General features: G+C 38.7%; 21 protein-coding genes. 7 read left to right on the forward strand and 14 right to left on the reverse strand.

Annotation, left to right across the window (positions count from 1 at the left end):
* Positions 1-105: 105 nt before the first annotated feature.
* The gene (locus ABDZ97_RS07805) at positions 106-2,376 is read right to left on the reverse strand and encodes a T9SS type A sorting domain-containing protein (RefSeq protein ID WP_343786236.1); all 2,271 of its coding nucleotides are present in this window, start codon (positions 2,374-2,376) and stop codon (positions 106-108) included.
* A 313-nt stretch (positions 2,377-2,689) separates the two neighbouring features.
* On the opposite strand from ABDZ97_RS07805, the gene ABDZ97_RS07810 reads away from it, so the two are divergent.
* The 6 genes from ABDZ97_RS07810 (at position 2,690) to ABDZ97_RS07835 (ending at position 9,584) form a co-directional block, all read left to right on the forward strand.
* Positions 2,690-3,142, forward strand: a complete 453-nt coding sequence (locus ABDZ97_RS07810) for a glycosyl-4,4'-diaponeurosporenoate acyltransferase CrtO family protein (protein WP_343786238.1) — start codon at positions 2,690-2,692, stop codon at positions 3,140-3,142.
* A 159-nt stretch (positions 3,143-3,301) separates the two neighbouring features.
* Positions 3,302-4,282 carry an alpha/beta hydrolase family protein gene (locus ABDZ97_RS07815; RefSeq protein WP_343786240.1) on the forward strand — a complete coding sequence of 327 codons (981 nt, stop codon included), beginning with the start codon at positions 3,302-3,304 and terminating at the stop codon, positions 4,280-4,282.
* 34 nt (positions 4,283-4,316) lie between these two features.
* On the forward strand, positions 4,317-5,714 hold the full coding sequence (locus tag ABDZ97_RS07820; protein ID WP_343786242.1) for a hypothetical protein: 1,398 nt from the start codon (positions 4,317-4,319) through the stop codon (positions 5,712-5,714).
* Between the two features lie 115 nt (positions 5,715-5,829).
* Positions 5,830-7,257, forward strand: a complete 1,428-nt coding sequence (locus ABDZ97_RS07825; RefSeq protein ID WP_343786244.1) for a S41 family peptidase — start codon at positions 5,830-5,832, stop codon at positions 7,255-7,257.
* A 136-nt stretch (positions 7,258-7,393) separates the two neighbouring features.
* Positions 7,394-8,134, forward strand: coding sequence for a hypothetical protein (locus tag ABDZ97_RS07830; protein WP_343786246.1), 741 nt, complete (start codon positions 7,394-7,396; stop codon positions 8,132-8,134).
* 97 nt (positions 8,135-8,231) lie between these two features.
* A complete protein-coding gene (locus ABDZ97_RS07835; RefSeq protein WP_343786248.1) occupies positions 8,232-9,584 on the forward strand; it encodes a UDP-N-acetylmuramate--L-alanine ligase in 1,353 nt (450 codons plus the stop codon).
* 81 nt (positions 9,585-9,665) lie between these two features.
* Here ABDZ97_RS07835 and ABDZ97_RS07840 read toward each other — a convergent pair whose 3' ends face one another.
* The 13 genes from ABDZ97_RS07840 to ABDZ97_RS07900 all read right to left on the reverse strand — a co-directional run bounded on the left by ABDZ97_RS07840 (position 9,666) and on the right by ABDZ97_RS07900 (position 24,105).
* On the reverse strand, positions 9,666-11,096 hold the full coding sequence (locus ABDZ97_RS07840) for a TolC family protein (protein ID WP_343786250.1): 1,431 nt from the start codon (positions 11,094-11,096) through the stop codon (positions 9,666-9,668).
* A complete protein-coding gene (locus tag ABDZ97_RS07845) occupies positions 11,074-14,313 on the reverse strand; it encodes an efflux RND transporter permease subunit (protein WP_343786252.1) in 3,240 nt (1,079 codons plus the stop codon). The genes ABDZ97_RS07840 and ABDZ97_RS07845 overlap by 23 nt, the downstream gene beginning before the upstream one ends.
* A 29-nt stretch (positions 14,314-14,342) precedes the next feature.
* Positions 14,343-15,428 carry an efflux RND transporter periplasmic adaptor subunit gene (locus ABDZ97_RS07850; RefSeq protein WP_343786254.1) on the reverse strand — a complete coding sequence of 362 codons (1,086 nt, stop codon included), beginning with the start codon at positions 15,426-15,428 and terminating at the stop codon, positions 14,343-14,345.
* Between the two features lie 219 nt (positions 15,429-15,647).
* Positions 15,648-16,082: a hypothetical protein gene (locus ABDZ97_RS07855; RefSeq protein ID WP_343786256.1), complete on the reverse strand. Its 435-nt coding sequence runs from the start codon at positions 16,080-16,082 to the stop codon at positions 15,648-15,650.
* Between the two features lie 109 nt (positions 16,083-16,191).
* Entirely contained in the window at positions 16,192-16,728 is a 537-nt protein-coding gene (locus tag ABDZ97_RS07860; RefSeq protein ID WP_343786258.1) for a hypothetical protein, read from the reverse strand.
* Positions 16,725-17,882: a hypothetical protein gene (locus ABDZ97_RS07865; RefSeq protein WP_343786260.1), complete on the reverse strand. Its 1,158-nt coding sequence runs from the start codon at positions 17,880-17,882 to the stop codon at positions 16,725-16,727. The genes ABDZ97_RS07860 and ABDZ97_RS07865 overlap by 4 nt, the downstream gene beginning before the upstream one ends.
* On the reverse strand, positions 17,882-19,813 hold the full coding sequence (locus ABDZ97_RS07870) for a FecR domain-containing protein (protein WP_343786262.1): 1,932 nt from the start codon (positions 19,811-19,813) through the stop codon (positions 17,882-17,884). The genes ABDZ97_RS07865 and ABDZ97_RS07870 overlap by 1 nt, the downstream gene beginning before the upstream one ends.
* 8 nt (positions 19,814-19,821) lie before the next feature.
* Entirely contained in the window at positions 19,822-21,243 is a 1,422-nt protein-coding gene (locus ABDZ97_RS07875) for a GspE/PulE family protein (protein ID WP_343786264.1), read from the reverse strand.
* Entirely contained in the window at positions 21,236-21,721 is a 486-nt protein-coding gene (locus ABDZ97_RS07880) for a prepilin peptidase (RefSeq protein ID WP_343786266.1), read from the reverse strand. Before ABDZ97_RS07880 ends, ABDZ97_RS07875 begins: the two co-directional genes overlap by 8 nt.
* Position 21,722: 1 nt before the next feature.
* Positions 21,723-22,151, reverse strand: a complete 429-nt coding sequence (locus ABDZ97_RS07885) for a type IV pilin protein (protein WP_343786268.1) — start codon at positions 22,149-22,151, stop codon at positions 21,723-21,725.
* Complete coding sequence (locus tag ABDZ97_RS07890; RefSeq protein WP_343786270.1) at positions 22,151-23,239, reverse strand: type II secretion system F family protein; 1,089 nt, start codon at positions 23,237-23,239, stop codon at positions 22,151-22,153. Before ABDZ97_RS07890 ends, ABDZ97_RS07885 begins: the two co-directional genes overlap by 1 nt.
* Complete coding sequence (locus ABDZ97_RS07895) at positions 23,223-23,741, reverse strand: hypothetical protein (RefSeq protein ID WP_343786272.1); 519 nt, start codon at positions 23,739-23,741, stop codon at positions 23,223-23,225. Before ABDZ97_RS07895 ends, ABDZ97_RS07890 begins: the two co-directional genes overlap by 17 nt.
* Entirely contained in the window at positions 23,722-24,105 is a 384-nt protein-coding gene (locus ABDZ97_RS07900) for a hypothetical protein (RefSeq protein WP_343786274.1), read from the reverse strand. Before ABDZ97_RS07900 ends, ABDZ97_RS07895 begins: the two co-directional genes overlap by 20 nt.
* A gap of 131 nt (positions 24,106-24,236) precedes the next feature.
* Here ABDZ97_RS07900 and ABDZ97_RS07905 point away from each other — a divergent pair, with 131 nt between their 5' ends.
* Positions 24,237-25,676 (forward strand): oligosaccharide flippase family protein, encoded by a 1,440-nt coding sequence (locus tag ABDZ97_RS07905; RefSeq protein ID WP_343786276.1) that lies wholly within the window; start codon positions 24,237-24,239, stop codon positions 25,674-25,676.
* Positions 25,677-26,084 lie beyond the last annotated feature (408 nt).

The raw sequence follows: 26,084 nt of genomic DNA on the forward strand, positions 1-26,084 counted from the left end.
GCAAGTGAAAACAGGTTCCTTTTTCTTAAATTTTATTAAATCCAAAGGTCTTTGTTACGGATATCATTTTTACTTCTCAAGCATGCATTATCCTTTGACAAAAACTTACCTTTTCAATACTCTTGTATGATAGGTTTGCCCCCCTTCCTCTACTTCAATAAAATACATTCCTTTCGAAACCAACTGAAGTCCTACCACCTCTTTTTCTGTGGTGACTTTTTGTTCGTAAACAATTACTCCCTGCGTATTATATATGCGAAGTAAACTTCCTTTCGACGCTCCTTCCACAATAAATTCCTCTGTGAAAGGATTCGGATAAACAGCTATCTTATCCTGCGGGATTTCAACGGGTTCAAATCCAACGGAAGAATTCGGATCGGACTCAAAAAGATCTACACCTCCCAGATCTCCCCCCGCAAATAAATCATAATTTCCGTCATTGTCCATATCACTGATGGCAAAAGCACTATATCCTTCCATATCGATACTTGCATAGCCGATACTGGAAAAACCAAAATCAAACCCGGGGGTTAAGTTTCCTTCAATACCGGTATAGTAGTCCAGTCTTCCGCTTCTACCTCCTAAAAATAAATGCCATTCTCCTTCATGATCCAGAAAATGAGGAACTGCATACCCATCAGGTGATGATGGAGCTACATCTATATTCCCCAGCATATCGTTTTTCAGTGTAAATTGAAAAGCCGCGGAAGATCCCGTGTTTTTATAATACAGTAAGGTTCCGTTTTTCGTCCCGATTACCAAATCCAACAGACCGTCTCTATCCAGATCCACCAAGGTGGGTGCACTGTAAGATCCCGCAGAAATAACAGTTCCCGTATTGTCCTGAATATTATAAACAGGAGTACTAAAACTGATCGGATTACCCGCTCCCGCTTCATTTATAAACAGGTGAACTTTACCACTTTCTTCTCCTACCAACATATCCAGATCTCCGTCTCCGTCCAGATCTCCAAATGTTGGAATAGCGCGCAATCCAATCCCCAGAGATTTGATTCCGAACTTGTCCGAGTCTACATACGTGAGAACAGGCGCTGCCATGCTCCCTGTATTCTGGAAGTACATAAATCCCGACTCTTTATCAATCGTTGGTTTGTAATTAAAAAAGTTAGCAACAATAAGATCTTTCAGTCCATCACCGTTCACATCCAGAACGACAGGAATACTTCCCGACCCTGCTTCGATCATTTCTTTTTGTAGAAAATCACGTTCCTGAAATACAAACGTAGGATTGTTATTCGTTCCTATATTTCGATATCGCCAAACACTTTTCTGATTTTCAGAAACTATTTTGGCATTAGGTGCTACAATCAGATCTTTAACACCGTCATGATCACCATCAACAAAAAAACCTGCAGGAAACAAACTCAGACTTGAAGGTGTTGAATTAGATGGAAAATTATAGTCAACCGAAACGATCGGTGAATTTGTATTGACACTTGTCCCTCCATTAGCCAACATGACCAGATTAGGGAATGAAATATCTCCGATGATCAGATCCATCACTCCAGAATTATTCATATCCAAAGCGAGAATAGTAGATCCTGCGTGCCGACTGTTTTTTTCCTCAATCAGTAAGGTAGTAGATCCTCCTTCCGATAGTTCAGGGTTATCGACATTACTTCCTCCCGAACCACATGGAAAAAGATTGCTATTTAGGATAATGGAGTTCGTATTTTCATCTTCTCTAAAATTTCCCCAACATTCATTCATTACTACAAATTCCAGGGAGTCCGGTATTCCATAGTTTTCCATACTCATGTTCTTATGGTACTCCATGCGTTCACCACCGATGTGAAAGGTCAAGATGTCTGTATCTCCATCTCCGTCCACATCAACAATCGCCGGAATATCACTTGAACTGACATAAAGATTTCCCGTTCCGCCATTCGCTCCCGGGTATTCCGAATACAACAAGGATTTGAACAGCTCCCACTGATGTCCTCCCATTGCATCTCCCGTATTTTTATAGACTTTTATTCCCCCGATTCCATACGTAAAAATATCCGGGAGACCGTCCTGATTATAATCAACCAGCGCTGCCCGATAACGGACATCCTCCGGAAAGGAAAAACGATATTCAGGAGCTTCCACATAATACTCCCCTGTTCCGTCACTTTTTGATAGAAAAATTCGGATTTGATTATCACTTCTGTCAAAGACAAACAAATCTGTTCGTCCGTCAAAATCCATATCTATCTCCGAGAATTGTCCGTAATTAATTCCCCCGGCCCAGGGCATTCGCATTGGCTGACCTCCCATTCGAACCTCCAGGTATCGGTTTCTTTCAAAACTAAACTGAGCTTTTACCTCATTGGCAACTATAAACAAACAAAAAACAAACAGGTATTTTTTCATTATCCGGACGTTTGTCACTTAACAAAAGATTTTCAATAAAGGTAACTGAATATCTACAAACTTCCAATAGGAGTACTTATCAATCTATTAGTACATCCCCAATAGAAGCCACCAAGTAATAAGTAACCTCTAAAAGGAATAGATAAACAGGTTTTTTAGCTATGTTTGATTAAGCTGGAAATTATATTATATAAAACATGTGTAAAATTATAGTTGAGCATAAAACCAACGAACAGAATATGATCGTCGCTGGCAGGCAATTAATTTCCCAATTTACATGACCATTATCAATCATTACTATTGAGAACATCCTATGATTAAATACGTAACTTTTGGAATAGCAATCTCCTTTATTTCCTGGATCGTCGGAATGATTTGTAATAGCATGCTCATACAAACGAAATACTACGAAAAATTGTCCAATCTGAACTTCATTACAAGCAAATCACTGAATACCTATATTGGACTGAATTACTTTAAATGGATTGTGAAAAACACTCCATTCAGGTTCTTCAATCAAAAAATTCGGCTCCAAAACAAAAAAGCAGAATTAACTGAGATCCGAAAAGAAATGACAATTGCTGAAGTAAGCCATCTGATCGGATTTATATTCGTAACAAGTATTGCTCTATATAAAGGGTTTTCGGATAATTATCTATTCGCTATACTTATTAGCCTGGTGAACATTCCAATGAATTTATACCCCGCTTTGTTACAACAGGAAAACAAAAGGCGAATTGACCGGTTCAGGAAACGAATCGAATAAAAAAGGTCGGACATTATTCATTGTCATACTTTTCTTTTCGTTTTTTCGTTACATTTGAAATGACTAACTGGTTCTGCTTATTTCTTATAATTTTAGAGGGTGTATAAAACTCAGAGTATATGAATATCAGTAATAGTGTCATAAAATCAATACATACAGATGAAAATCAGGACCGTTATTTTCTTTATTCTTGTTGCGAATATATTATTTGCACAAGAAGCAAAAATTGACTTTTTGCCCAATCAACCCTATGATAAATATGAACTTAAAACAGAAGAGGATACAATAACCTTTTATCTTTCTGTAACTTCTCATAAAGGAAACTTGCCCTTAGTTGTTTATGTTCAGGGCTCCGGGATGAATTCTCTATTTGAAAAAAGAAACGAACAAATCGTTTCAGCTTTCGGACATATGACATGGTTTAATGTTGGACAAGAAAAATGCAGAATCCTAATTATTGAAAAACCAGGAGTTAACTACTTACAAAAAGGACCATCAATAGCTTTTGACAAAAAGTTTTCACTTTCTAGTTGGAGTACTACGATTATACATGCTATCAATTATGTACTTCTAAATGAAAAAATAGATACAACCAAAGTTTTACTAGCCGGACATTCAGAAGGTGGTGTAGTCGCGTCAAGTGTAGCTAACATAATGAAAGACAAAATATCGCATATTGCAATACTGGCAGGAGAAGGACCGTCTCAACTTTATAGTCTATATAAATTTGCTGATGACGGAACATTTTTCAATACAGCTGAACACAATATGCCTACCCCTGAACAGCGTTTAACGTATTTAACTGATAAATGGGAAGATATTTTAGCCAACCCAACTAGTACTGACAAGAAATTTTGGGGATTTACTTACCTACGCTGGTCTAGTCTTTTAAAAACATCCGTAATTGATGAATTAGCTGACTTTAATGGAAATATTTTAATTCTTCAGGGAACAGATGATAAGGCAGTACATCCTGAATCTGCTATTGTTTCATATACATCTTTGTTATCAAAAGGGCGAAATATCAGTCTCAAGATGATTGAAAATGCTGATCATTCTTTTGCTATTTCTGGTAAACCGGAAATAGATGGTTGGAAAATGGTCATCGAAAAAACCCTTAACTGGTTTATGCTTCAATAAAAATAGGTCATTCATTTTAGTAAATCTTTTTCAAATGAAAAGTAAAGCTGTAATTCTCTTTATCTCACTATTCAGTGTATTTAGCTCCGTGAATGGACAAACGTTTAAGGCAAATATAAAATACTCAAAACTAACCGCCACTTATAACTTTATTCAAAAATTATCAGATTATTATCCGGATAACGAATACAAACAAATATTCAAAAACTCATCTTATAATACTCCTCATTATTTACGTCTAATCGCACAACTGGATACATTAAGTCTGCAAGAATCATTACCTTTTCAAGGTTACCCCTATGGGCAAAAACAACCTTTTCAAACAATATCTCTCATTGAAAAAAACTTAATTAACTCGAATACAATAGACCATTTTATCAGTCAAACCTTTGGTATCATCCCTAATGATCAATTCTTTGCATTTACAAATATCCTTTCAAATTTTGTCCCTGTCTATCAAGAACTAATTTATCTCCCGAACAAAACAGATTTTGACAATAAAGTTAAAGAACTGGCCTTATTTGTAGAAACAGTAGACTTACACCAATATTTTGAAACAGGTCTTCGTTTTTACGGAACAGAATGGGATAGTTTAGTCCCTATTGATATAGCTATTATTCCAACACTTGGAGAAGGAGGATTTACAGCCACTGCATTTTTAAACAATGCAATTAGCGAAGTACCATTAAATTTTAAGCATAATGACATACTATTTTGTGTTTTGATGCATGAAATTTTTCACTTGCTTTATGATGGTCAATCACTCAAACTAAAACAGGAGATCGAAAGGTGGTTTACTCAGAATCCATCTGTCAACAGTCAATATGCCTATTTATTGTTAGACGAAGCCTTAGCAACAGCTTTGGGAAATGGTTTTGTTTTTGAGGGGTTTACTAATGAAACGGATAAAGAGGATTGGTATAATGTAAAATACATCAATCTTATGGCTCAAAAAATCTATCCTTTAGTTAAGGATTATATCAATAACAAAAAAACTATTGACCAGTACTTTATTGATAAGTACATTGCAGCCTATGACAACCACTTCTCGGATTGGACAAATGAATTAGACCATATTCTGACCTACCGATATATACTTTCTGAAAATCGAAATGATTTCAAATACTTTAGGCAAAAGTATCGATATGCAAGTAAAAGTGTATATCACACAGAAATTAATAAAACCAACTTAGAGAGTTTAAAACAGTCTCCTATTACGAAAGTAGTAATACTGTCAGAGAACTCTGGTGAGAAACTAGAGCTCGTTAAAAACACATTTCCTGAATTAAGAGAATGGTCTTACAACGCTGAAGATGAATTTATTTACACAAGTACTTTAACGGACAAAACAAAATTGATTATTGTGAATAATCCGAATGACAACTTCGAAAAGATATTTGGAGAAACATACAACAACAAGCAGATTCGATAAACATATCAACCATCTATACAAATAGATAAAAGTGTTAACTGATAGAGAAGTGTTTTCAATATATAACGCAGACTGCAAACAGGATTTCAACAGAACGGAAAACATCACACGACAAATGAGATTATTTTTACTCGTAACTTCAATCCTGTTTCTTTCTTATGGGAATACTCAAAACCTATTACCTCCAGAAAAATTACATGAGGACTTTGATTACTTAATCGCTGAATTAAAGGTACAACATCAAGGTCTCTATGAATATATAGATCCGAAACAAACGGGTCTCTTAATTGATAGTATTCGGAATACCCTACGAGCACCCCAAACCCAATTGGAATTTTATGAAAAAGTAAGTCTTGTAATCGGATTAACCAATGAGGGGCATACCTCTGTACATCTCCCTAAACGAACCTTGCGTAAGGTAGGGCTTTCCAAGTCATTTCTACCATTGACCGTGCGATTCCACGAGGGAAATCTGATTATTACTCAAAATTACGGTGAGAATAGTGCCGAACTTAAACAAGGAGCAAAAATCATTTCTGTCAGTACTAAAAAGGTAAATGAAATACTGGATAAAATATATCCTCTAATCACAACAGATGGATTTAATGAATCCTCAAGGCAGGAGTGGGTTGGCGGTTTAAATTTCTCTTTGTTATACCGTCTGATTTATGGTAAGGAAGATGAATTTGAACTGCAGATTCAGGAGTTCGGAAGTGATACAATCCAAACGATATTCCTTCCTGCTATTCGACTTACCAGATTTAAAACAAAAAATGCCCGATTTACAGCAAATTCCTTTGACTATAACAAGTTCAAATTTGAACAAATCAATGACTCGGTTGCCTATTTATGTATCCCCAGCTTTGGTTATGACGATCTTGATTACGAAGAATTTTATCAATCCAACTTCAAAAAAATAGATTCTCTACAGATAAAACACCTGCTTATAGACCTTCAGGCAAATGGTGGTGGAACCGAAGGAAACGAAAACCTACTCTTCGGATATTTATCTGACAAAGTCGTGCAGAAATACAAGCAAGTAACTATGCTCCCCCAGCCCTATCAAAAAAACAAAAACAAAGAAGGATATATTGAGGATAAATGGATATTTGAAGACACCATTGCCAAAAGAGGAGATTATACTTTGTATAGCGATTACTATTCGGATCTGGGATATAAAACCCCACAACAAGAACTTGTTTACAAAGGCAAATTATATGTATTGACAAGTGGAAAAACGTTTTCCGGAGGAGCAGAATTTGCCAGTCTGATAAAAATGACTGACAGAGGATTATTTATCGGAGAAGAAACCGGGGGAACCTATGAAGGCAATGTAAGCGGATATTCGGAATACATACAATTACCCCATTCAAAAATTGAGGTAAAAATTCCGACTGTACATTTTCAAATGAATGTTTCTCCCGAAATAAAAGGGAGGGGAATTATTCCTGATTATAACGTCCCTCAATCCTGGAAAGATTATATGACCGGACAGAACTCAAAAAAAGAGTTTGTCATCCAATTGATCACGAATAAAAATTAGTCCCTGTTACTAAGAATACCTGATTCTCTCCAGAACCAGATCAGAGTCGGAATACCCCAACTCTGTTGTAGTAATTATACGCCTAAACTTAATCCATGTTTTTTAAATATATTTGGTGAACAGGAAGTTATATACTATGAAAACAACCCAGGCCATTCTCATATCATGCGCGATTGGATTTCTTTTTTCTTCTTGCCGGGAGAAAACACATACGGATATACGTTCAGCAAGTAAAACAGACTCCAATAAATGGTCTATCGAGAAATTACGTGATAAAGCAACTCAACACCTGGATAGTAGCCAATGGGATTCAGAGCTATTCAGACAAGACATTGAAACGTATACCAAATATGCTGACATTTTTCAGAGCTACCCATTAAACAAATCACCTTTTCCGGTAGCCGGATATGACTATGCTGTATCCAGCAGACCTTTCGTAATAGAGACAGAAACCGCACTATTTAAAGGTATTCGAATCGGCGAATATGAAAGCCCAGAAAGCGAAAAAATAATCGACAAATTGACTTTATTGATTCTGACAAATGACGAAAATTCAGAAGAAAACTCATTAGTAGAATCCCGAAATTATCCCTACTTAACGGCCCAGGGAACATTTAATGGTAAAGACCACGAATATGACTGGGTGTTTACGGCTAGTCCGGATGGTTTTTCAACTTTATTAGTGAATATGAAACTTTTTGATTTAAGATTTGGAGAAACAATCCTCATCTTCCCCCAGGCGGATCAGTCATTTTTCTATGAACAAGTTAAAGATTCACCCAACAATTACGGAGGAAATATTGAGGAATTCAAAAAGAAACTAATGAATAATCCCAACGTGAAAAATCGGCTGAAATCTGAAACAAACAGCAAATAAAAGCGATTTGTTATTCAACAACTGATGTGAAAAACTACTCTTAACGACTTTCCTAAAGTCGAAATAGAATTGCGATTTTCGTAAAAACACGGAATTTATGCATATTCACTTCATAGCCATAGGGGGCAGTGCCATGCACAATCTTGCCATTGCACTAAAACGTAAAGGAGAGCAGGTTACGGGATCGGACGATCAGATTTTTGAACCTTCCCGGTCGCGTCTTGAAAAAGAAGGTATTCTCCCTCCGGCAGACGGTTGGTTTCCTGATCGCATAACCCAACAGACAGGTGCTGTTATTCTGGGTATGCACGCCCGGGAAGATAATCCCGAACTAAAACGCGCCTTAGAGTTAGGAATTCCAGTTTTTTCGTACCCGGAATATATTTATGAGCAGACGAAAAACCAAACACGGATTGTCATTGGAGGAAGTCATGGTAAGACAACCATAACCAGTATGATTCTTCATGTTTGTAAAGAAAATAACGTACCTATTAATTATATGGTCGGTGCCCAACTAGAGGGGTACGATTGTATGGTTAAACTGGAAAACGGACCTAAATTCGCTATTCTTGAAGGGGATGAATACCTCTCCTCACCCATTGACAAAAGACCAAAATTTCATCTGTATCATCCGGATGTAGCTTTGTTGTCAGGAATTGCCTGGGATCACATTAACGTATTTCCGACATTTGACAACTATGTTGAACAGTTCGATCTCTTTTGTGGAAAAATAGAGTCCGGTGGAACCCTCATTTACAATTCGGAAGACGAAGAAGTCCGAAAACTGGGAGAAAAGTGGTCTTCACACATCCGGACGCTCCCTTACTCTACACCGGATTATATAATCCAGGATGAAACTTGTACTATGACTTATGAAGGAAAAGAATACCAATTGGAAGTATTCGGAAAACATAACCTTCAGAACATGATGGGCGCATTACATGTCTGTCAGTGTATGGAAATTCAACCGGAAGATTTTCTGATTGCCATGCAAAGTTTTTCCGGCGCCGGAAAACGTCTGGAAAAAGTTACGGAAACAGATCATTTTATTTTCTTCAAAGATTTTGCTCATTCTCCATCCAAACTAAAAGCAACAACTTCTGCAGTAAAAGAGCAATATCCGGAAAGAAAGTTATACGCCTATATGGAATTGCACACCTTTAGCAGTCTGAACAAAGCTTTCCTTCCATTGTATAAAAATGCGATGGAAAAAGCTGATTCCGCTATTGTTTACTTTAATCCGGATGTAGTTGCTCATAAAAAATTACCCGAATTATCGATTGAAGAAGTACAAAAGGCTTTTGGAGGTAATGTAATCGTTATGAATAAAACCGAAGACGTTTTATCACATATTCGATCGCAAAGCTGGGAAAACACCTGTCTCTTGATGATGAGTTCAGGAAACTTTGACGGAATAGACTTCAGTGCATTAGGTAGTGAATTGACATAAAAACTTCCCTAAAAAAGATCCGCAGGATATGACATTACGTACAATATCCTGCGGACTCATCAAAAACGCTCTTGTAAATTCTTATTCCCAACCTCCACCAAGAGCACGGTAGATATTGATTTTTGCATTCATTTGTTGCAACTTAATCTCAATTAACTCGATTCGGGATTCTACAGCCTCACGTTGCGTCAATAACACTTCCGCATAGTCTGCACGTGCTGATGTAAACAGGTTATTAGCAATGGTAACCGATTGGTTCAACAGCTCAACCTCTTTTGCTTTTGTCTCGTAACTTTTTGAAAAGTTATCAATCTTGGCCAATTGGTTCAACACATCAATGTATCCGCTTAAAATGGTCTGTTCGTATTCATAAATTGCCTGAATCTGTTTGGCACTTGCACTTGCATATTGCGCTTTAAGTGCATTTCTATTGATTAAAGGAGCAATCAAATCACCTAACAGGTTATAGAATATAGACTCCGGCTTTATAAGATGTGCAGGATTGAACGCCTGCAACCCTACTCCTCCGGAAATTTTGAAAGAAGGATAAAAGTTAGCACGCGCTACTTTTACATCCAGTTTCGCAGCCATCAATTCCAACTCTGCCTGCCGAATATCAGGGCGATTCTCCAGTAATTGTGAGGGAATACCTTCCTGAACAGGTCCGATTGGTAAATTATCAAAGGACTCAGAGTCTCTCACTATCGGTTGAGGAAATCTACCAACAAGGAAGTTTATCTTGTTTTCTGTTTCTACAATTCTCTGACGAATTTCGTATTGAAGATTTTTTGTATTCAACAACTGTGCCTCAAACCGGTTCACTGCTAACTGTGTTACTTTTGCCGCCTCTTTTTGTTGCTTTACAGTTTGCAGTGCACTTCCCTGAATTTCAATGTTGCGCTCTACAATATCTAACAAGTTATCCAGTGCCATTAACTCGTAGTAGGACTCTGCGATCTCTGAAATCAGATTGGTCACCATAAAATTCCTTCCTTCTACACTTGAAAGGTAACGGGATACAGCTGCCTTTTTAGCATTTCGAAGTTTCTTCCAAACATCTATTTCCCAGGAAGCATACACACCGATTCCAAAATCAGAAAAAGGATTCGGGAATGATTTTCCGGGTTCAATTTCCAGTTGCTCATCCACTGCTCCATGCCGGGTATATTCCCCTTCTTTTTCCAGTCCTGCACCTGCCTTCAAGCCGACAAAAGGAAGATATTCTCCCTTACGGGCTTTTATTTCACTCTGACTGATAGCAATCTCCTGCATTGTGATATTCAACTCCTGGTTATTTACCAGAGCCGTATCTATCAGCGCAATCAGGTTAGCATCGGAAAAATAATCCCTCCAACTGAGATCAACGATATTCGTAGTATCTCCTGACTCTGCGTAACTTTCAGGAACATATTTATTCTCATCGCGAAAATCCACTTTCATCGTTTTACAACTCCAAAGTGAAATCAGCAGAAGAGCAATGATTCCTGACTTATGAATTATTCTTATCAACATCTTTTTTACGTATTTTCTTAATAATTCTATTTACCTTATTCACAAAAGATCTCTCAGACATACTTTCTGCAAAATCTTCGCTCAAAGGTGTTATATCTTCATCCTTTATGAGTTTTTTCCCTTCAGCCAGTTTTCCGAATATATAATACAATCCAGGAACGATAATCACACCGAAAATTGTTCCGAATAACATACCTCCCAGAGCTGAAGATCCAATCGTACGGTTACCGATAGCTCCCGGGCCTGTTGCAACAACAAGAGGAATCAATCCCGCAATAAATGCAAAGGAAGTCATCAGGATAGGACGAAAACGAACCTTAGCCCCTTCAATAGCCGCTTCCAATACCGTAGAACCCTGTTGGTGCTTTTGAACAGCAAACTCTACAATCAATACGGCATTTTTCCCAAGAAGTCCAACCAACATGATCAGACCGATCTGCGCATAAATGTCGTTTGCCAGCCCCATAAGTTCCAGGAGCAAGAAGGATCCGAACACACCAGCCGGTAAAGAAAATACAACAGCCAGTGGTATAATGAAACTCTCGTACTGTGCGGCAAGAACAAGGTAAACGAAAATCAATACAACAATAAAAATGTATAATGCTTCATTCCCTCTTCTCGCTTCGTCATACGACAATCCTTCCCAGGCAATATCATATCCTTTCGGTAATACTTCATCGGCTACTTCACGCACTGCATTGATCGCATCGCCACTGGTATAACCAGGAGCAGGAACACCTCTGATCGATGATGATGTGTACAGGTTGAACCGCGTAATTTCATTTGGACCCTGTGTTTTTTTCATCCTCATAAAAGCAGAATACGGAACCATTTCTCCATGATCGTTCTTAATAAACAAATTAAGGATATCCGAAGGCAATTTTCTGTATTCAGGCGAAGACTGAGTATACACTTTAAAGAAGGTATTAAATCGAATAAATCCCTGCTCGTATGTACTTCCTATCAAAATATCGAGATTGTCCATTGCTTTTCCAATCGACACCCCCTTTTGCATCGCCAACTCATTATCTATGATCAATTCATACTGAGGATAATTTGCAGCGAAAAAGGTAAATAAGCCGGCCAGCTCTTTTCTTTTACCTAGCGCTTCCATAAACTCCGCGTTTACTTTATCAAAATCCTGGTAATCAATTGTGCTACTCTTGTCCAGCAATCGTAATGAGAATCCATCTGAAGATCCGTATCCCGGTACTGCCGGAGGTTCGAAATATTCAATTACTGCTCCAAGATCCTTGGTTTTGGCTTCCAATTCCTCAATGATTTCGGTAACAGAGTGCTCTCGTTCCGACCAGTCTTTCAGGTTAATGATACAGGTTCCGGCATTCGATCCCCGACCTTCGGTTAGAATTTCATATCCGGCAAGTGAGGAAACAGATTGAATTCCCTCCACCTCTTCCGCAATGTTCTGTAATTTTCTTGAAATATCGTTGGTTCTTTCCAGTGTACTTCCGGGAGGTGTCTGAATAATAGCATAGATCATCCCCTGATCCTCATTAGGAATAAATCCTGCCGGAAGGTTTTCATTCACCGCAAAAATCCCAAAGGCAAAGGCGATCAACATTCCGTAAGTAATCACTCTCCGGTTTACAATCACTCTCAGTAAACTGGTATATCGACCTGTTACTTTATCAAATTTTCGGTTGAACCAGTCGATAAACATCGTAACAGGTGTTCGTCTCTTTGGTTTACCATGATTATTTTTAAGAATCATCGCACAAAGTACAGGCGTTAACGTAAGCGCAACAACTCCGGAGAGTACAATCGCACTTGCCATCGTGATGGAAAACTGTCTGTAGAAAATTCCTACCGGTCCCGTCATGAAAGCTACCGGAACGAACACCGCGGTCATAATCAAAGTAATGGCGATAATCGCCCCACTGATTTCTCCCAACACTTTCTTTACTGCTTTATAAGGGGAAAGATGTTCTTCTTCCATTTTGGCGTGTACCGCCTCTACTACTACAATGGCATCATCCACAACAATACCAATAGCCAGTACAAGAGCAAAAAGTGTAATCAGATTTATCGTTAAACCGAATAATTGCATGAATACAAAAGCTCCGATCAGTGACACGGGAACCGCAATTGTCGGGATCAGAGTCGACCGTAAATCACCCAGGAATAAAAAGACAACTAATGCAACCAGAATAAAGGCCTCTACCAGCGTGTGTAGCACTTTATCAATGGAAGCTCCAACAAATTTAGAAACGTCATAGTTGATCTCATAATCCATTCCGGGAGGAAAATCGTCTTCTAGTTCTTTGAGTTTTTCTTTTACTCCGTCAATTACTTTACTGGCATTACTTCCGAAGTTTTGTTTCAAGACAATAGAAGCCGCCGGGTATCCGTCTTTATTGGAATAAATATCAAAGAACTCACTACCCAATTCAACTTCGGCAACATCTTTCAGCTTCAGGATTTCCCCTTCTGCATTAGCACGAATAATAATGTCTCCGTACTCCTCCGGCTTATTGTATCTTCCTTTATAAGTCAAGACATATTCAAGCGATTGTGCTGTCTTACCGGAACTTTGCCCCAGGCGTCCGGGTCTACCGATAACACTTTGTTCATCGATAGCATCCATAACCTCTTCTGTCGAGATATTATAAGCCCGCATCCGGTCAGGTTTCAACCAGATACGCATAGCGTACTGACGACTCCCCAGAATCTGAGCACGCCCCATACCACTTATACGTTGAAGTTCAGGAAGTATGTGTACGTTGGCATAGTTATACAGGAATTTTTCATCTGCATTTTTATCTTTACTATACAGGTTAACATACATCAACATACTCGGCTGAATAGGTGTAATGATCACCCCTTCACGTTGTACCAAAGGAGGCAGGTTATTCATCACCTGGTCAACCCTTGTTTTTACGTTAACAACCGCAGCATTGGGATCTGTCCCCGGTTCAAATACGATCTGAATCGTAGCTTCTCCCGCACTGGTTGCATCTGATATAATATACTGCATTCCCTGGACTCCGTTAATCGCTCTCTCCAGAGGAATTAAGGTTGAGTTAACAAGTACTTCCGCACTTGACCCCGGAAACGCAATGAAAATATTTACCCGGGGAGGTGCAATCTCCGGGAATTGTGAGACCGGTCTTGTATTAATAGCCAGGATACCAAGAAAAATAATGGCTAATGAAATGGCTATTGCAAGAACCGGACGTTGAATGAATTTACTAAACATCTTACTGATTTTTTAGGTTCTTACTCTACTTACTCGGCGTGTAGATCATTCAGATCAGATAATACTTTCTGCTGATCTTCGAACTCGAAATGAATCTTCTGATTGTTCTTCACTTTACGAAGCCCCTCAACCAGTATTTTATCTCCTTCCTTCAAGCCTTCTGTAACTACATACAAATGCGGCATTTCTGTCCCAACCGTAATGTGGCGTGATTTCACTACGTTATTCGCATCTACCACGTAAACGTATTTTTTATCCAGAATTTCGAATGTCGCCTTCTGAGGAATCAAAAGAACATCTTTCAGAAAAACAGGCATTAGTATATTACCTGTTTCACCATGTCGGAGGATTTTATCCGGATTAGGGAATGTTGCACGGAAAGCGATATTTCCCGTTTCATTATTAAAATCGGCTTCGATCGTCTCTACAACACCATCCTGTTTAAAAAGCTGATTGTTTGCCATCTGAAGTTTTACTTTCAAAAGACTATCTGATTTTACCCGGGTTATATAGTCGAGGTATTCAGCTTCAGGCACATTAAAATACACCCACATCTTGCTATTATCAGAGAGCTCTGTCAGTAACTCTCCTTCGTCCACCAAACTTCCTAAACGTACATGAAACCGGTTCATTATTCCGTCAAAAGGAGCTCTGATTTCGGTAAATCCAAGATGCGCTTTCGCTAATGCTAACTCAGCTTTTGCTTTATCCAGATTTGCTTTCGACAGCGCCAGCTCATTCTTCGAAACGATATTACTATCTGCCAGACTTTTAGTATTTCCGAACTCTATTTCCGCAAAACTTGCTTCAGCCTGTGCCTTTTGCATTTCTGCCTGATAGATCAAAGGCATGATCTGAAACATCAGCTGACCTTTTTTTACAAATTGACCTTCGTCGACATAAATAGTTTGCAGGTATCCTTTCTCCAACGCACGTATATCAATGTGCTGAATGGAGTGAATCTGACAAACATATTCGTGGTAAATTAGTGTATCACTTTTAACCGGGCTGGTAACTACAAATTTTGCCTCTTCGTGTTTTTCGTGCTCTTCGTGTTTACAGCTTGTATAAAGTAATGCGGTGGTCAGATACATGAGAATTGAAATCCTCTTCATAAATTTCTTTGTTTAAATTGATTATTTTTTGTTCTCTTGTGTTTGCAAATTATCACACAACACATGTATTGATTGAGAATCATTTTATTCAGTAGAGAGTCTCCACTCTCCCATCTGATGCAATTCGATTTCATTTTTGGTTTTTGAATACATGAAACCGAAATACAGGGAAATAAATTACTTCCCGATAAGGACCTGTAATAACAAGTCTTAAATCAATTAAACAAGAAAGCTACGCCAGCAGTGGAAAAGAATAATTCGGGATACTTTTGATCGGTTAAGCAAGGTTTGCTCAAAATGTACTGCTGTATATTCCGATAAGATAACAACTGGTTCTAAACGAAATAAATCAAGCCCCGGATGACGATCCAGTTTTTTGTCAAAACCTTCATTCTCATTTTTCTCTTCCGACTCACCGGAATCAGAAGAAGAATCCCAGGGGGAACCTAAAGGATAAGAGGCATATTGATCCTGGTACGGATTTTCAGAATAACGATCACCTTCCGTACCATTTACAGATGCAGAAAGTAAAATATCAGAAAACTCAGTAGAAACAACGGTACCTGAAGAGTACCCTGCTGAAAAAAAAGAAAAAATAAAGTACAGGGAAACAAGAACCATTGTATTCACCTTATACTCAGACAATTTTCGCATACCTTTTCCTATCACTTGTCTATTTCTAAAGCAAAGGTATTACAAATTGGAAGTTCCATGCAATCATTTATCATTTTTTTGCATTTAATTTCCTGATATACGTCAACTATTACTTTACAGGACGCCAAAAGTTCTGAAGAAGTATGGTTGTATGTAATTCGTTCTTTTGAAGTATCCGGTTGGTTGTTAGCCGCAGAGTAGATGATACAAGGCGGGCGTATGGAAAACTTTTTTCCAGTTTATATAGAAACCGTGTTGTTTGAACAAACCCTCCTTTCAGTGTAATCGCATTGGTGTTTATGGTAAAGTCCGGATGATCGTACGTATAGACCTCTTCTATCTTTTCAATCGAAAGACCGGCACTCTCCTGCTCAAAAAAGGAAAGAAACCTTTGTTGTACCTGCTCATTGGGAACGTTTTCTTTTCCCACCATTCGGTTGATCAGGTTCAGTTCGTTCTGTTTCGTTTTTAAACGTTCTACAGATGTTGAGGCCTCAATTTTCTTTTCCTCCAACTCGTTATTTAAACCGATCAAATCCAGGGTTACGCTAAACGAACGTTTATAGGCTGCCGCTGCAAGAAGCACAAACACAACCGCCAATGCAAATTTCTTTTGTTTAAAGGAGTATTTCGCAAACAAATTCATCGGATTCGTATTCTTAACGTAAATGAAGCATTCTGTTTTTCCGGATTCCGCTCAAAGTTCAAAATCTCGGTTTTAGCTACCCAGTTTTGTTCGTTGAGCCTGGCTATCCATTCATCAATAGAAGCGGTATTATTAGTAGTTCCACTCACATATACCGAAGACTGCTCAAACTCTGTCTTTACTTTTTGTTTCAGTTTCTTGTCGAGTGGAAAGGTTCTGATCTCCACCAGATTTATTGTAGTTGGAAGTGACTTACCTATTCTGTCCAGATAAAAGGATAAGTAATTATGCTTCAAAATTCCACTTGTTGAAATTAACTGGTACTTCCTCTTTATTTCCTGATCCAGCAGGTCTATTTTATTGAGATTATCCGAATAGATCATTATTTCGTCTTCTATTGCCGCATTCTTCTTCAATAGATTTCCCTGGTAGAAATAGTTTGCCAACAATGCTGATAAAAAGAAAACTAACATAAATAATCCCAGTTTTTCAAACTGACGTTTATCCGAAAAGTTGGCTCGTCGCTGTTCTTTTTCCTGTTCATCCAAAATGGAACAACGGTCTTTTTCGTTTAGGTAATTCCACCCAGCAATTGCACCAAATACCTCCTGCCCCAAAATATTTCCCAGAAACTCAACCTTCCTGTCTTTCGTATCCGAAACAGAAAACCCGGTTTGACCATAATCAAATTCAAATCCGGGTACTTTTACAGGGACTGTTTCCAGATCCGGGCGAAAAGCGACAAACGGACCTAAAAGAACATCTACAACCTGATCTTTACAAAAGTTAAGTTTTTCTATCACCTCATCTGCCGGTTCTTTTCGCATAAAAGAAACCAAACGAAGATTTGTAGCATCCTGAAAAGCACTTATGAAATCACTTTTGCTAGCATTGACAATCAGGTTATCTAAATAATTGTCCTGAGGAGCTACTGTCCTGTTAAGTACTCCTTTTCCAAAGAAATGAACCAGAACAGGTAATTTTCGATTTACCTTTTTTTGCAAAGCTTCTACCTCCCGATGAGTCTCAGCTTCGATGGTAATTGTCTTTCCCTTTTTTTTCAGTACAGCAAAATGATATACCGGTACTTTCTCCGTAAATTCTACGGAAATTACCTGTATACCTGTTCTTTTATGTCTGAAAAGCTGTGTCATTAATACGTAACTGTTGGACGAATCAGAATGTGAAGTTTTGATTTATCGCGTGTTTTCGAACGGCTACTAAGTAACCACTTGAGAATCGGGATACGAGACAAAACGGGAACTCCTGACCCTGTATCCCGTTTGGATTTTTTCTCCAAACCTCCCATCAAAATTACCTCACCATTCTTTACTCGCACCAGAGATTCAAAGGTTTGCGTGGACTTATTAGGCGGTGCCGTCGGATCTGACTGTTCCCCAAAATCATTTTGACCAACCGATATTTCCAGAGTAACATGCTCGTCAGCCGATACAAAAGGTTTAATCTTCACTTCAAGTTTTGCCTGGATCGGTGTCCATACTTTCGAACTTTGAACATTGGCATTTCCAACTACATTGGATACCTGTACCCGCTCTTGTTGGTAGTACCTCTCCTCTCCTATTGCAATGGATGCTTCGTGTCCGTTAAGTGTAGAAATCTTCGGCGTTGATTCCATCTCGATAACATTGTTTGACTCCAGAGCCTGAAGAGAAAGGAAAAAGTCAGAAGTCACTTTACCCAGATTTAAAATCCCAAATCCATTAATCGCATCAATAATTGCATTAACGGACGTTGAGTTCAGGTTCATATCAAAGTTCGGAAAGATTTCACCGGAAGTTTCCTGATTATTCGCATCCAGCGCCGCCTTAATTCCGGTCGAAACGGTACTTCCTCGTTGCGAATACATAATTATAATATCTATCTGAACCATAGGAACAACCTGATCAATAGAATACAAAAATGTTTTCAACTCTTCAATTCTACGGGAAGATCCGGATACGACAAAGGCATTTAACTCAATAAACTCGAACAGTTCCAAATCTGTTATCAAGTCCTTTGGAATGGAAGATTTCACATTCTCAATAGTTCGGTTTTCTAACTTTATTAATTGGGTAGATCGCAGTCCTTCGGATTTCTGCTCTCCGATAATAAACGTTCGGTTTTCAAGCTTGTAAGAGTACTTTGTCCCATTCAAAAGTTTCCGTAATAGATCTTCAAAAGAAATATTTGCCACATTTAATGTCGCTTTTCCTTCCGGAACGGCATACAGAAAATAATGTTCATTCAGTTCCTGTGCAGCATACTGTATCAGTTCTCCTATACTCGCATTTTCTGCCTTTACGGTGATCAACCCTTCAGGAGTAGTGACCAACTCAACACCTTCCGATAAACTGAAATCCGGCATTCCTTTACCTCCGTTCGAATTCCTGGCATTTCTTGCTGTATTTTGGGAGACATTATCTTTTTCCGCAGGGGATAAATAGTGAATATTATTTTCATCCGTTGAATAATTCAGATCATTAGCTTTTGCAATCATCTCCATAACCTGCTCAAAAGGACGGTTTGCAAAATAACCGGACACTGCTTTGTTTTTTATCGAAGAGGACACGACAACATTCTCTCCCGAAAGTCGTGTGATTTTTTCGGCAACCTGCAGTAAGGTGTCATTCGACAAATCTACTGTCAGGAATTTATTCGAATTATTATACGCTACTTCAGGATCTTTTGGTTGATATACGGGAACAACCTTTTGAGGTGCAGGCTTCTTTTTAAAAGCCAGAATCGACCCTATAAAACTGATGTTCAACTCGTAATTATTGTACAAAAAGACAAAGACATCTTTAACTCTTGCATCAAAAAAGTTATACGAAACCAAATCCGTCAAAGCGGGGTCTACACTCAGATTCAGGTTATTTTCAAGCCCAATTGAGTTCAACAGATCTGCGAGAGAAATATTGGAAACATTCAATTGCACCTGGTTATTCAACCCTAACTGAACATAGGAGAGTGAATCCAGTTTCTGCTCCAGTTGTGCAGAGGTCATCTGTGAGAATGATGAAACATGAGTTGCAACCACCAGCAGAGCAGTTAACAACAAATGATATATATTTCGTTTGGTATTCATTATCAGTTTTATTGATTCAACAGAAACGGGTAAACTTCCTCAAGTGTCGTAACTCCCGATTTCCACAAAGAGTCTGCCCGTTCACCAATGCTTTTTATTCCTCTGGTAGTAAGCAAGTCTTCGACTCTCATGTTCTGTTCTTTAATGCAATTACTTAATTCGTTATCAATAGGTATAATCTCATAAATAGCTTGTCGTCCTTTGTACCCGGTATAATGACAGCTTTCACATCCTACCGCTACAAAATGTTCTTCCGGAGCATGTGACCTGTCATATTGTAATGGTAAATCAGCCTCAGAAACAGGCGCCAACATTTTACAATCATTACAGAGTTTTCGCACCAGTCGCTGAGCCACCGAACAGTTAATTGTGTTGGATAGAAGAAACGGAGGTACTCCCATATCAATCAATCTGGAGATGGTCCCCCATGCAGAATTGGTATGGATAGTAGACAGCACAAGGTGCCCTGTCAAAGCCGCCCTGATAGCCATCTGAGCTGTTTCACTATCCCGAATTTCCCCCAACATAATGACATCCGGATCCTGACGCAAAAAGGATCGCAAGGCTGCTGTAAATGTCAACCCAATATCTTCTTTTAGCTGCACCTGATTGATTCCTTCCAGTGTATATTCAATAGGGTCCTCGACAGTAACAATATTTCTTTTTTCCTCGTTGAGTAATTTTAACGTGGCATAAAGGGTTGTTGTCTTTCCCGACCCCGTAGGACCAGATATAAGGATGATTCCGTTTGGCTTTTTGATTCCTTCCTGGTAATCCTTTAACTCTTTTTCGGACATTCCTACTGAGTCAATGCTAATGGAGGAAGCATCATGTCCCAAAATCCTCAGAACAATCTTTTCTCCATGCAATGTAGGAAGGATAGAAACCCGAATATCAAAATCACCGTATTGAATACGTCCGTCCTGTGGAAGTCTCTTTTCTGAAATATCCAGATTGGAACGGATCTTTACTTTATTGACCAGTTCGGGATAATTCTCCAACGGAATTGAGTAGCGTTCTATCAAATGACCGTCTATCCGTATTCTTACTCTTCCTCTGTCCTCATAAATTTCAATATGAATATCACTACTTCCCAATGCATCTGCCTCCATGATAATCCGATCGACAAAATCCGTATCTGCATTGATTTTCAATTCAGAAGTACCCCTATGCCCCGCATCTGCCTGACGATAATATGTCCCCAGTGCCTGACGCACAGTTAAAGAGTCTTTCTTTTCCAACACAACCCTTGCCCCCAGAATCACTTCCAACTCTTCGCGAACCAACTGTTCATCCATTTCCTCATCCAGATAGAAGTGGTGTACGTCTCCCGATTTATCCTTCGGAACAATCCGGAAATGCCATGCCAACTCCGACTTGAGAGACTGTTGCAATTCCTGTGTAAGTTCTATTTTCTCTTGTTTATCCAATCAGAAAAGAATTAAAGTCCGGAAGAATTAAAAAATAGTTCAGCGGAATATAGGCTAACAGAAATAGTGCAAAAAAACCTGCATACGGAACCGTTCCTACCTGACGAAACCTACTTATCACCAAAGTAAGGATCAAGGTAAATAGGGTTCCGGAAATAACAAGAAGCATAAACTCAAAGTTGTCTGCAACGGGAGTGATCGCTAATAAGAACAGTATATCTCCCCAACCAAAATAGTCCCGTGTAAGGTTCGTCAGTTTTTTATTTCGAAGAGAAACATATAGCGTCAGAAAAAAAAGAAGGGTAACTACGAATAAACCATTAAAGACAATGATTTGTAGCCCCTGAGGAGAACGAAAGAAAGTTAACGAGACGAAAAGCATCGGTAATAACAGCCAATGTACAGACCTGTACTTCAAGTCCTGAAACACCAGTAGCGACAACAGTGATACGATAATTCCCAAAAACACCAATTGCATATCAATCTTTTTGCACCTCTTTTACCGTCCCTGTCTCATCAACTTCCCAGATATTAAATTTTCCATCTCCGTTGAAATCGACTACGGCTTCGGCCTTGGCACGGAATCCTGTAGTAGATGATTCGATTAACTCTACTCTGTAATTTGCCCGTCCTCCCTCCGTCACCAATTTATTCGGCACATAATCAATATCACTTAACTCCGAGGCGTATTTCGAATATTGCAGGAAATAACTGTACTGCAAGGTATATACATTATTCAGTGCACTTTGTGCTTCAATAGATTTTGCCCTTGAAGCCACGGCCGTCTGGTTAGGAACAACAAGCATTATCAAAATTCCGATCACTGCCAGAACAATAAGAATTTCGGCAAGTGAAAAGGCTTTAACATGTCCTTTCTTTCGGGTGGTATGTTTCATTTGTCGCTTCATTACTGAATCACTTCACTTAGATTAAACATTGGCAGATACATTGCGATCATAATAACTCCCACAATACCCCCTATCAGGATAATAATAATGGGTTCGATCAGGGTTCCTATCAATTTTGTCTGGTATTCAATATCACTGTTTAATTGTATAGTAACTCTTTCAAATGTAGTATCCAACTGGTTAATCTCTTCTGCTATTTTAACTAAGGAGATAAATCTCCGGTCAAAGATAGGAAAATTAGACAAACCCGCATGTAAACTATTCCCCCTGAGAATTTCTTTTCGGGCGTTTGTCAGTGCCACCTCAATCGGATAAAAACCAATCATCTCAGAGACCAGATCCAAGGACTTCACCAGCGGGGTTCTGGAAACCATCAAAAGGCTCATACTCTGTGCAAAACGAGCCAGATAAATTTTTCTAAATAGTTTTCCGAAAATAGGAGCATTCAGTAACAGCTTACCTGTCAGATCACGGTACCACACTTCTTTTCTTTGTGTAACGTGAAGCAATACAATGGTTACGATTATCCCTAGAACTCCCAACAGGATGTAGGAAAAATTCTCTGAAAAGGCAATTATTTTCTGTGTCAACCAGGGCAATTCTTTTCCGAATTGCTGAAAAACTTCCTGGAACATCGGAACCACTGTACTAAGCATGAAATAGAGAACTCCGAAAGTAATCATCAGGACAAATCCCGGGTACGTAAATACACTCACCATTTGCTTTCTCAACTTCACTTTTTCTTCAAAGTATTTCCCCAACTGGTGGAGGACAATTTTCAACTTCCCTGCTTCTTCACCAATCCGGATACTTTGATATTCATAAGGAGAAAAATTTCCACTCTTTCGCATAGCTTCAGAAAGGTTATCTCCTTTAACGATGGATTCCTTGATAAAAAGAAAAGCTTCTTTCTTCGCTTTCTTATCCTGCTCTTCAATCAGAATATCAAGGGAGCGTTTTATGTCCATTCCTGCATCCAACAATGAAGCAAATTCCGAATAAAAATACTCTTTCGCCTTGTCATTCAGGACAGGTCCTAAACGAATATCTGTATTTAACTTCTCCCAAAGACTAGTTGATTGTTCCATCAGTAGTGTATTCCTGAAACCATTCGTTCATTTTTTCAGCCGGGGTCTGTTTCACCGGGAAGTACAAAGAAAGTGGTTCTTGTTCAATCTGAAAGTGGAACGTGATAATTTTTCCTTTTTTATCATCGACAACTTCCATTCCGGTACAGCCGGTCATAAATGGTATTTCTCTCCCTGCACTTTCACGAATAAGAATCCCATCTCCTACATGATAGTCTATCACCGACTGATCAGAAAAAGTGAGAGACACGATATCCTCTTCGGTAATTTGATGATCCGTCGCCAAAAAGAAATCTTCAAACAGTCTTGCTCTTTCCGTGTACCAGGTTGTAATACGAGCTTTTACGGTAACCTCGTGTTGCATCTGTCTGTTGAAAAAAGTAATTGAATTGTACACCATTGCTATCACAATCGAAGTTACAACTATGGCAATCGTTATCTCCATGACTGTAAACGCAGGAAGATATTCTTTTTTATTTTGGTTACCGGACTTCCTGAACATCGTATTTTCTCAAACTCCAGATTTCATTTCCTTTTGTGTTCTTCAACAATATGACCTGACTTGCCTCTGTTTCTTCCATCTCTTTCTTCAGATAGACAGGCTCTGTTCCTTCTTCCAAATCCACTTCTTCATTTTCATAAAGTGATTGTAATAACTTCCCCAATAGTTCAGTTTTCTGCTCCCCCTCTTCCCGTATTTCCTGGAGTGTTTGTTGTGACTGAAGTGTGTTAACATAAATCATGGTGCCAATAGCAACAGATCCGGCTATCAAACTAATAGCAATTACTACCTCAATAATGGAAGAAGCCTGTATCTTTTTATTCCAGCACGTACTCTGCATCATTTCCCTGGGACAAACAATCATGCTAAGCTAGTTATTAAAAAACATACAACAAAACCTGTAAAGGGAAGATGTAATCCCGGCTACTGGATACAAATGATACGATACCGACCCGTGAAGTAAAAAAAGATTACTTTTACAGCAACCGGAAAGCTATGAGAAAGACTTTTTTCACGAATTTGTTTTTACTGGTTCTTCTGAATCTGCTGGTCAAACCTTTTTACATTCTCGGGATTGATGCGGAGATACAAAATCAGGTCGGATCAGCAGCATACGGAGATTACTTTGCTCTGCTTAATTTCAGCTTTTTGTTTAATATACTCCTCGATTTTGGGATTACGAATTATAATACGCGGACTATCGCACAAACTCCGCATGTATTAAAAGGCTATCTGGGACCAATTATTGGTTTACGGGTTCTTCTTTTCATACTCTATACCGTTTTTACACTAGCTTTGGGATTGTTTATCGGCTACTCAGATAAACAGTTATACCTCCTTTCAATTCTTGTTCTCAACCAGTTCTTCGTAGCAGTTCTGCAATACCTAAGAAGTAATTTTACGGGATTACATTTGTTTCGGATTGATGCTCTGTTTTCTGTTTTGGATCGGCTACTCCTGATCCTGATCTGCTCCTGGTTACTTTGGGGACGAGCTACCGATTCGCAGATACAGATTGAATGGTTTGTATGGGCTCAGACTTTTTCCTACGGAATTTCAGCACTTTTGGCACTTCTCATTACTTTCTCACGAATAGAAGTTAGTAGACTACGTATCAAACCTCTGTTTTCAGTGGTTATACTTCGGCAGTCCTTTCCTTATGCATTATTGATTTTACTCATGATGATTTACAACCGAATGGACTCTGTCATGCTCGAACGTATTCATGCAAACGGCTCTGTCGAAGCTGGAATATACGCCCAGGGATACAGGCTACTTGATGCAGTTAATATGTTTGCTCTGCTCTTTGCCGGACTTTTGCTTCCTATTTTTTCCCGAATGCTCAAAAAAAGAGAAAACTTATCCCCTCTTCTGACCAGTTCTTCTCTCGTGTTAATGAGTATTGCAACAATTGTAGGTATTGGCGGACTTTTTTATTCCGAAGCTATTATCAGTGTCCGCTATATAGACGAAATCCAACCCTCTGCTTTTGCTTTCAGCATTCTGATTTTAAGCTTCATTCCCGTATCTGCTACCTACATATACGGAACTCTACTAACGGCTAACGGAGATCTGAAAAGATTGAATCAACTGGCGATGGGTGGACTTGTCCTCAATTTTCTATTAAATTATTTCCTTATTCCTGACACTGGAGCTTTCGGGGCTGCAATTGCAACACTTTTCACACAAACAGCAACCGCCGTTGCTCAGCTCATTCTGGCTTTTAAAAAATTGCATCTTCAGCCCAATCTTCCGGCTGTAACACGCTTCTTTATTTTTATGGTAATCTGTTTTGGTACTTTTCTTTTAGCCACTCCTTACCTTCCATCTTTCATCGGTTTTTTACTCTTGTCTTTCTTGCTTTTCTTAATTGCCATGTTAACAGGAGCCATCCCGGTAAAAGACACACTAAAACTGGTAAAAACCAAGAGCTAACAACCTATTTAACAACAACATAAACTCTAAGTACAAATACTTATTTTACACATCCCTTTTTCCTTTTTTTTCCTTTTTCGGGATAAAGCGTATACATTTGATTCATACTTCCTTACTAAAGGAATATGTTCAACATAGCAGTAGTAGTTTTTGGTAAAAAGACTGTCTCCGGGGTGGTAGGGCAGTCTTTTTTTATGTCTATTTTTTCACTTTACATAAGTAGAAAATGACAAACATCATAATTTCGAAGAGTACATACCGTTTTGTTATAAATTACGTACATATACGTACCTGCTCTCAAAAATATATCACTCTCCCGTAAACAAATTATTTTATTTCTCTTTCATACTACCCTCTTTCTTCAAAAAAGCGGTCACCTCCGAAGTAAATTTGATGAAAAAGAAGTAA

Origin of the sequence: Wandonia haliotis (assembly GCF_039523435.1) — a bacterium.
Lineage (GTDB): Bacteria > Bacteroidota > Bacteroidia > Flavobacteriales_D > Crocinitomicaceae > Wandonia > Wandonia haliotis.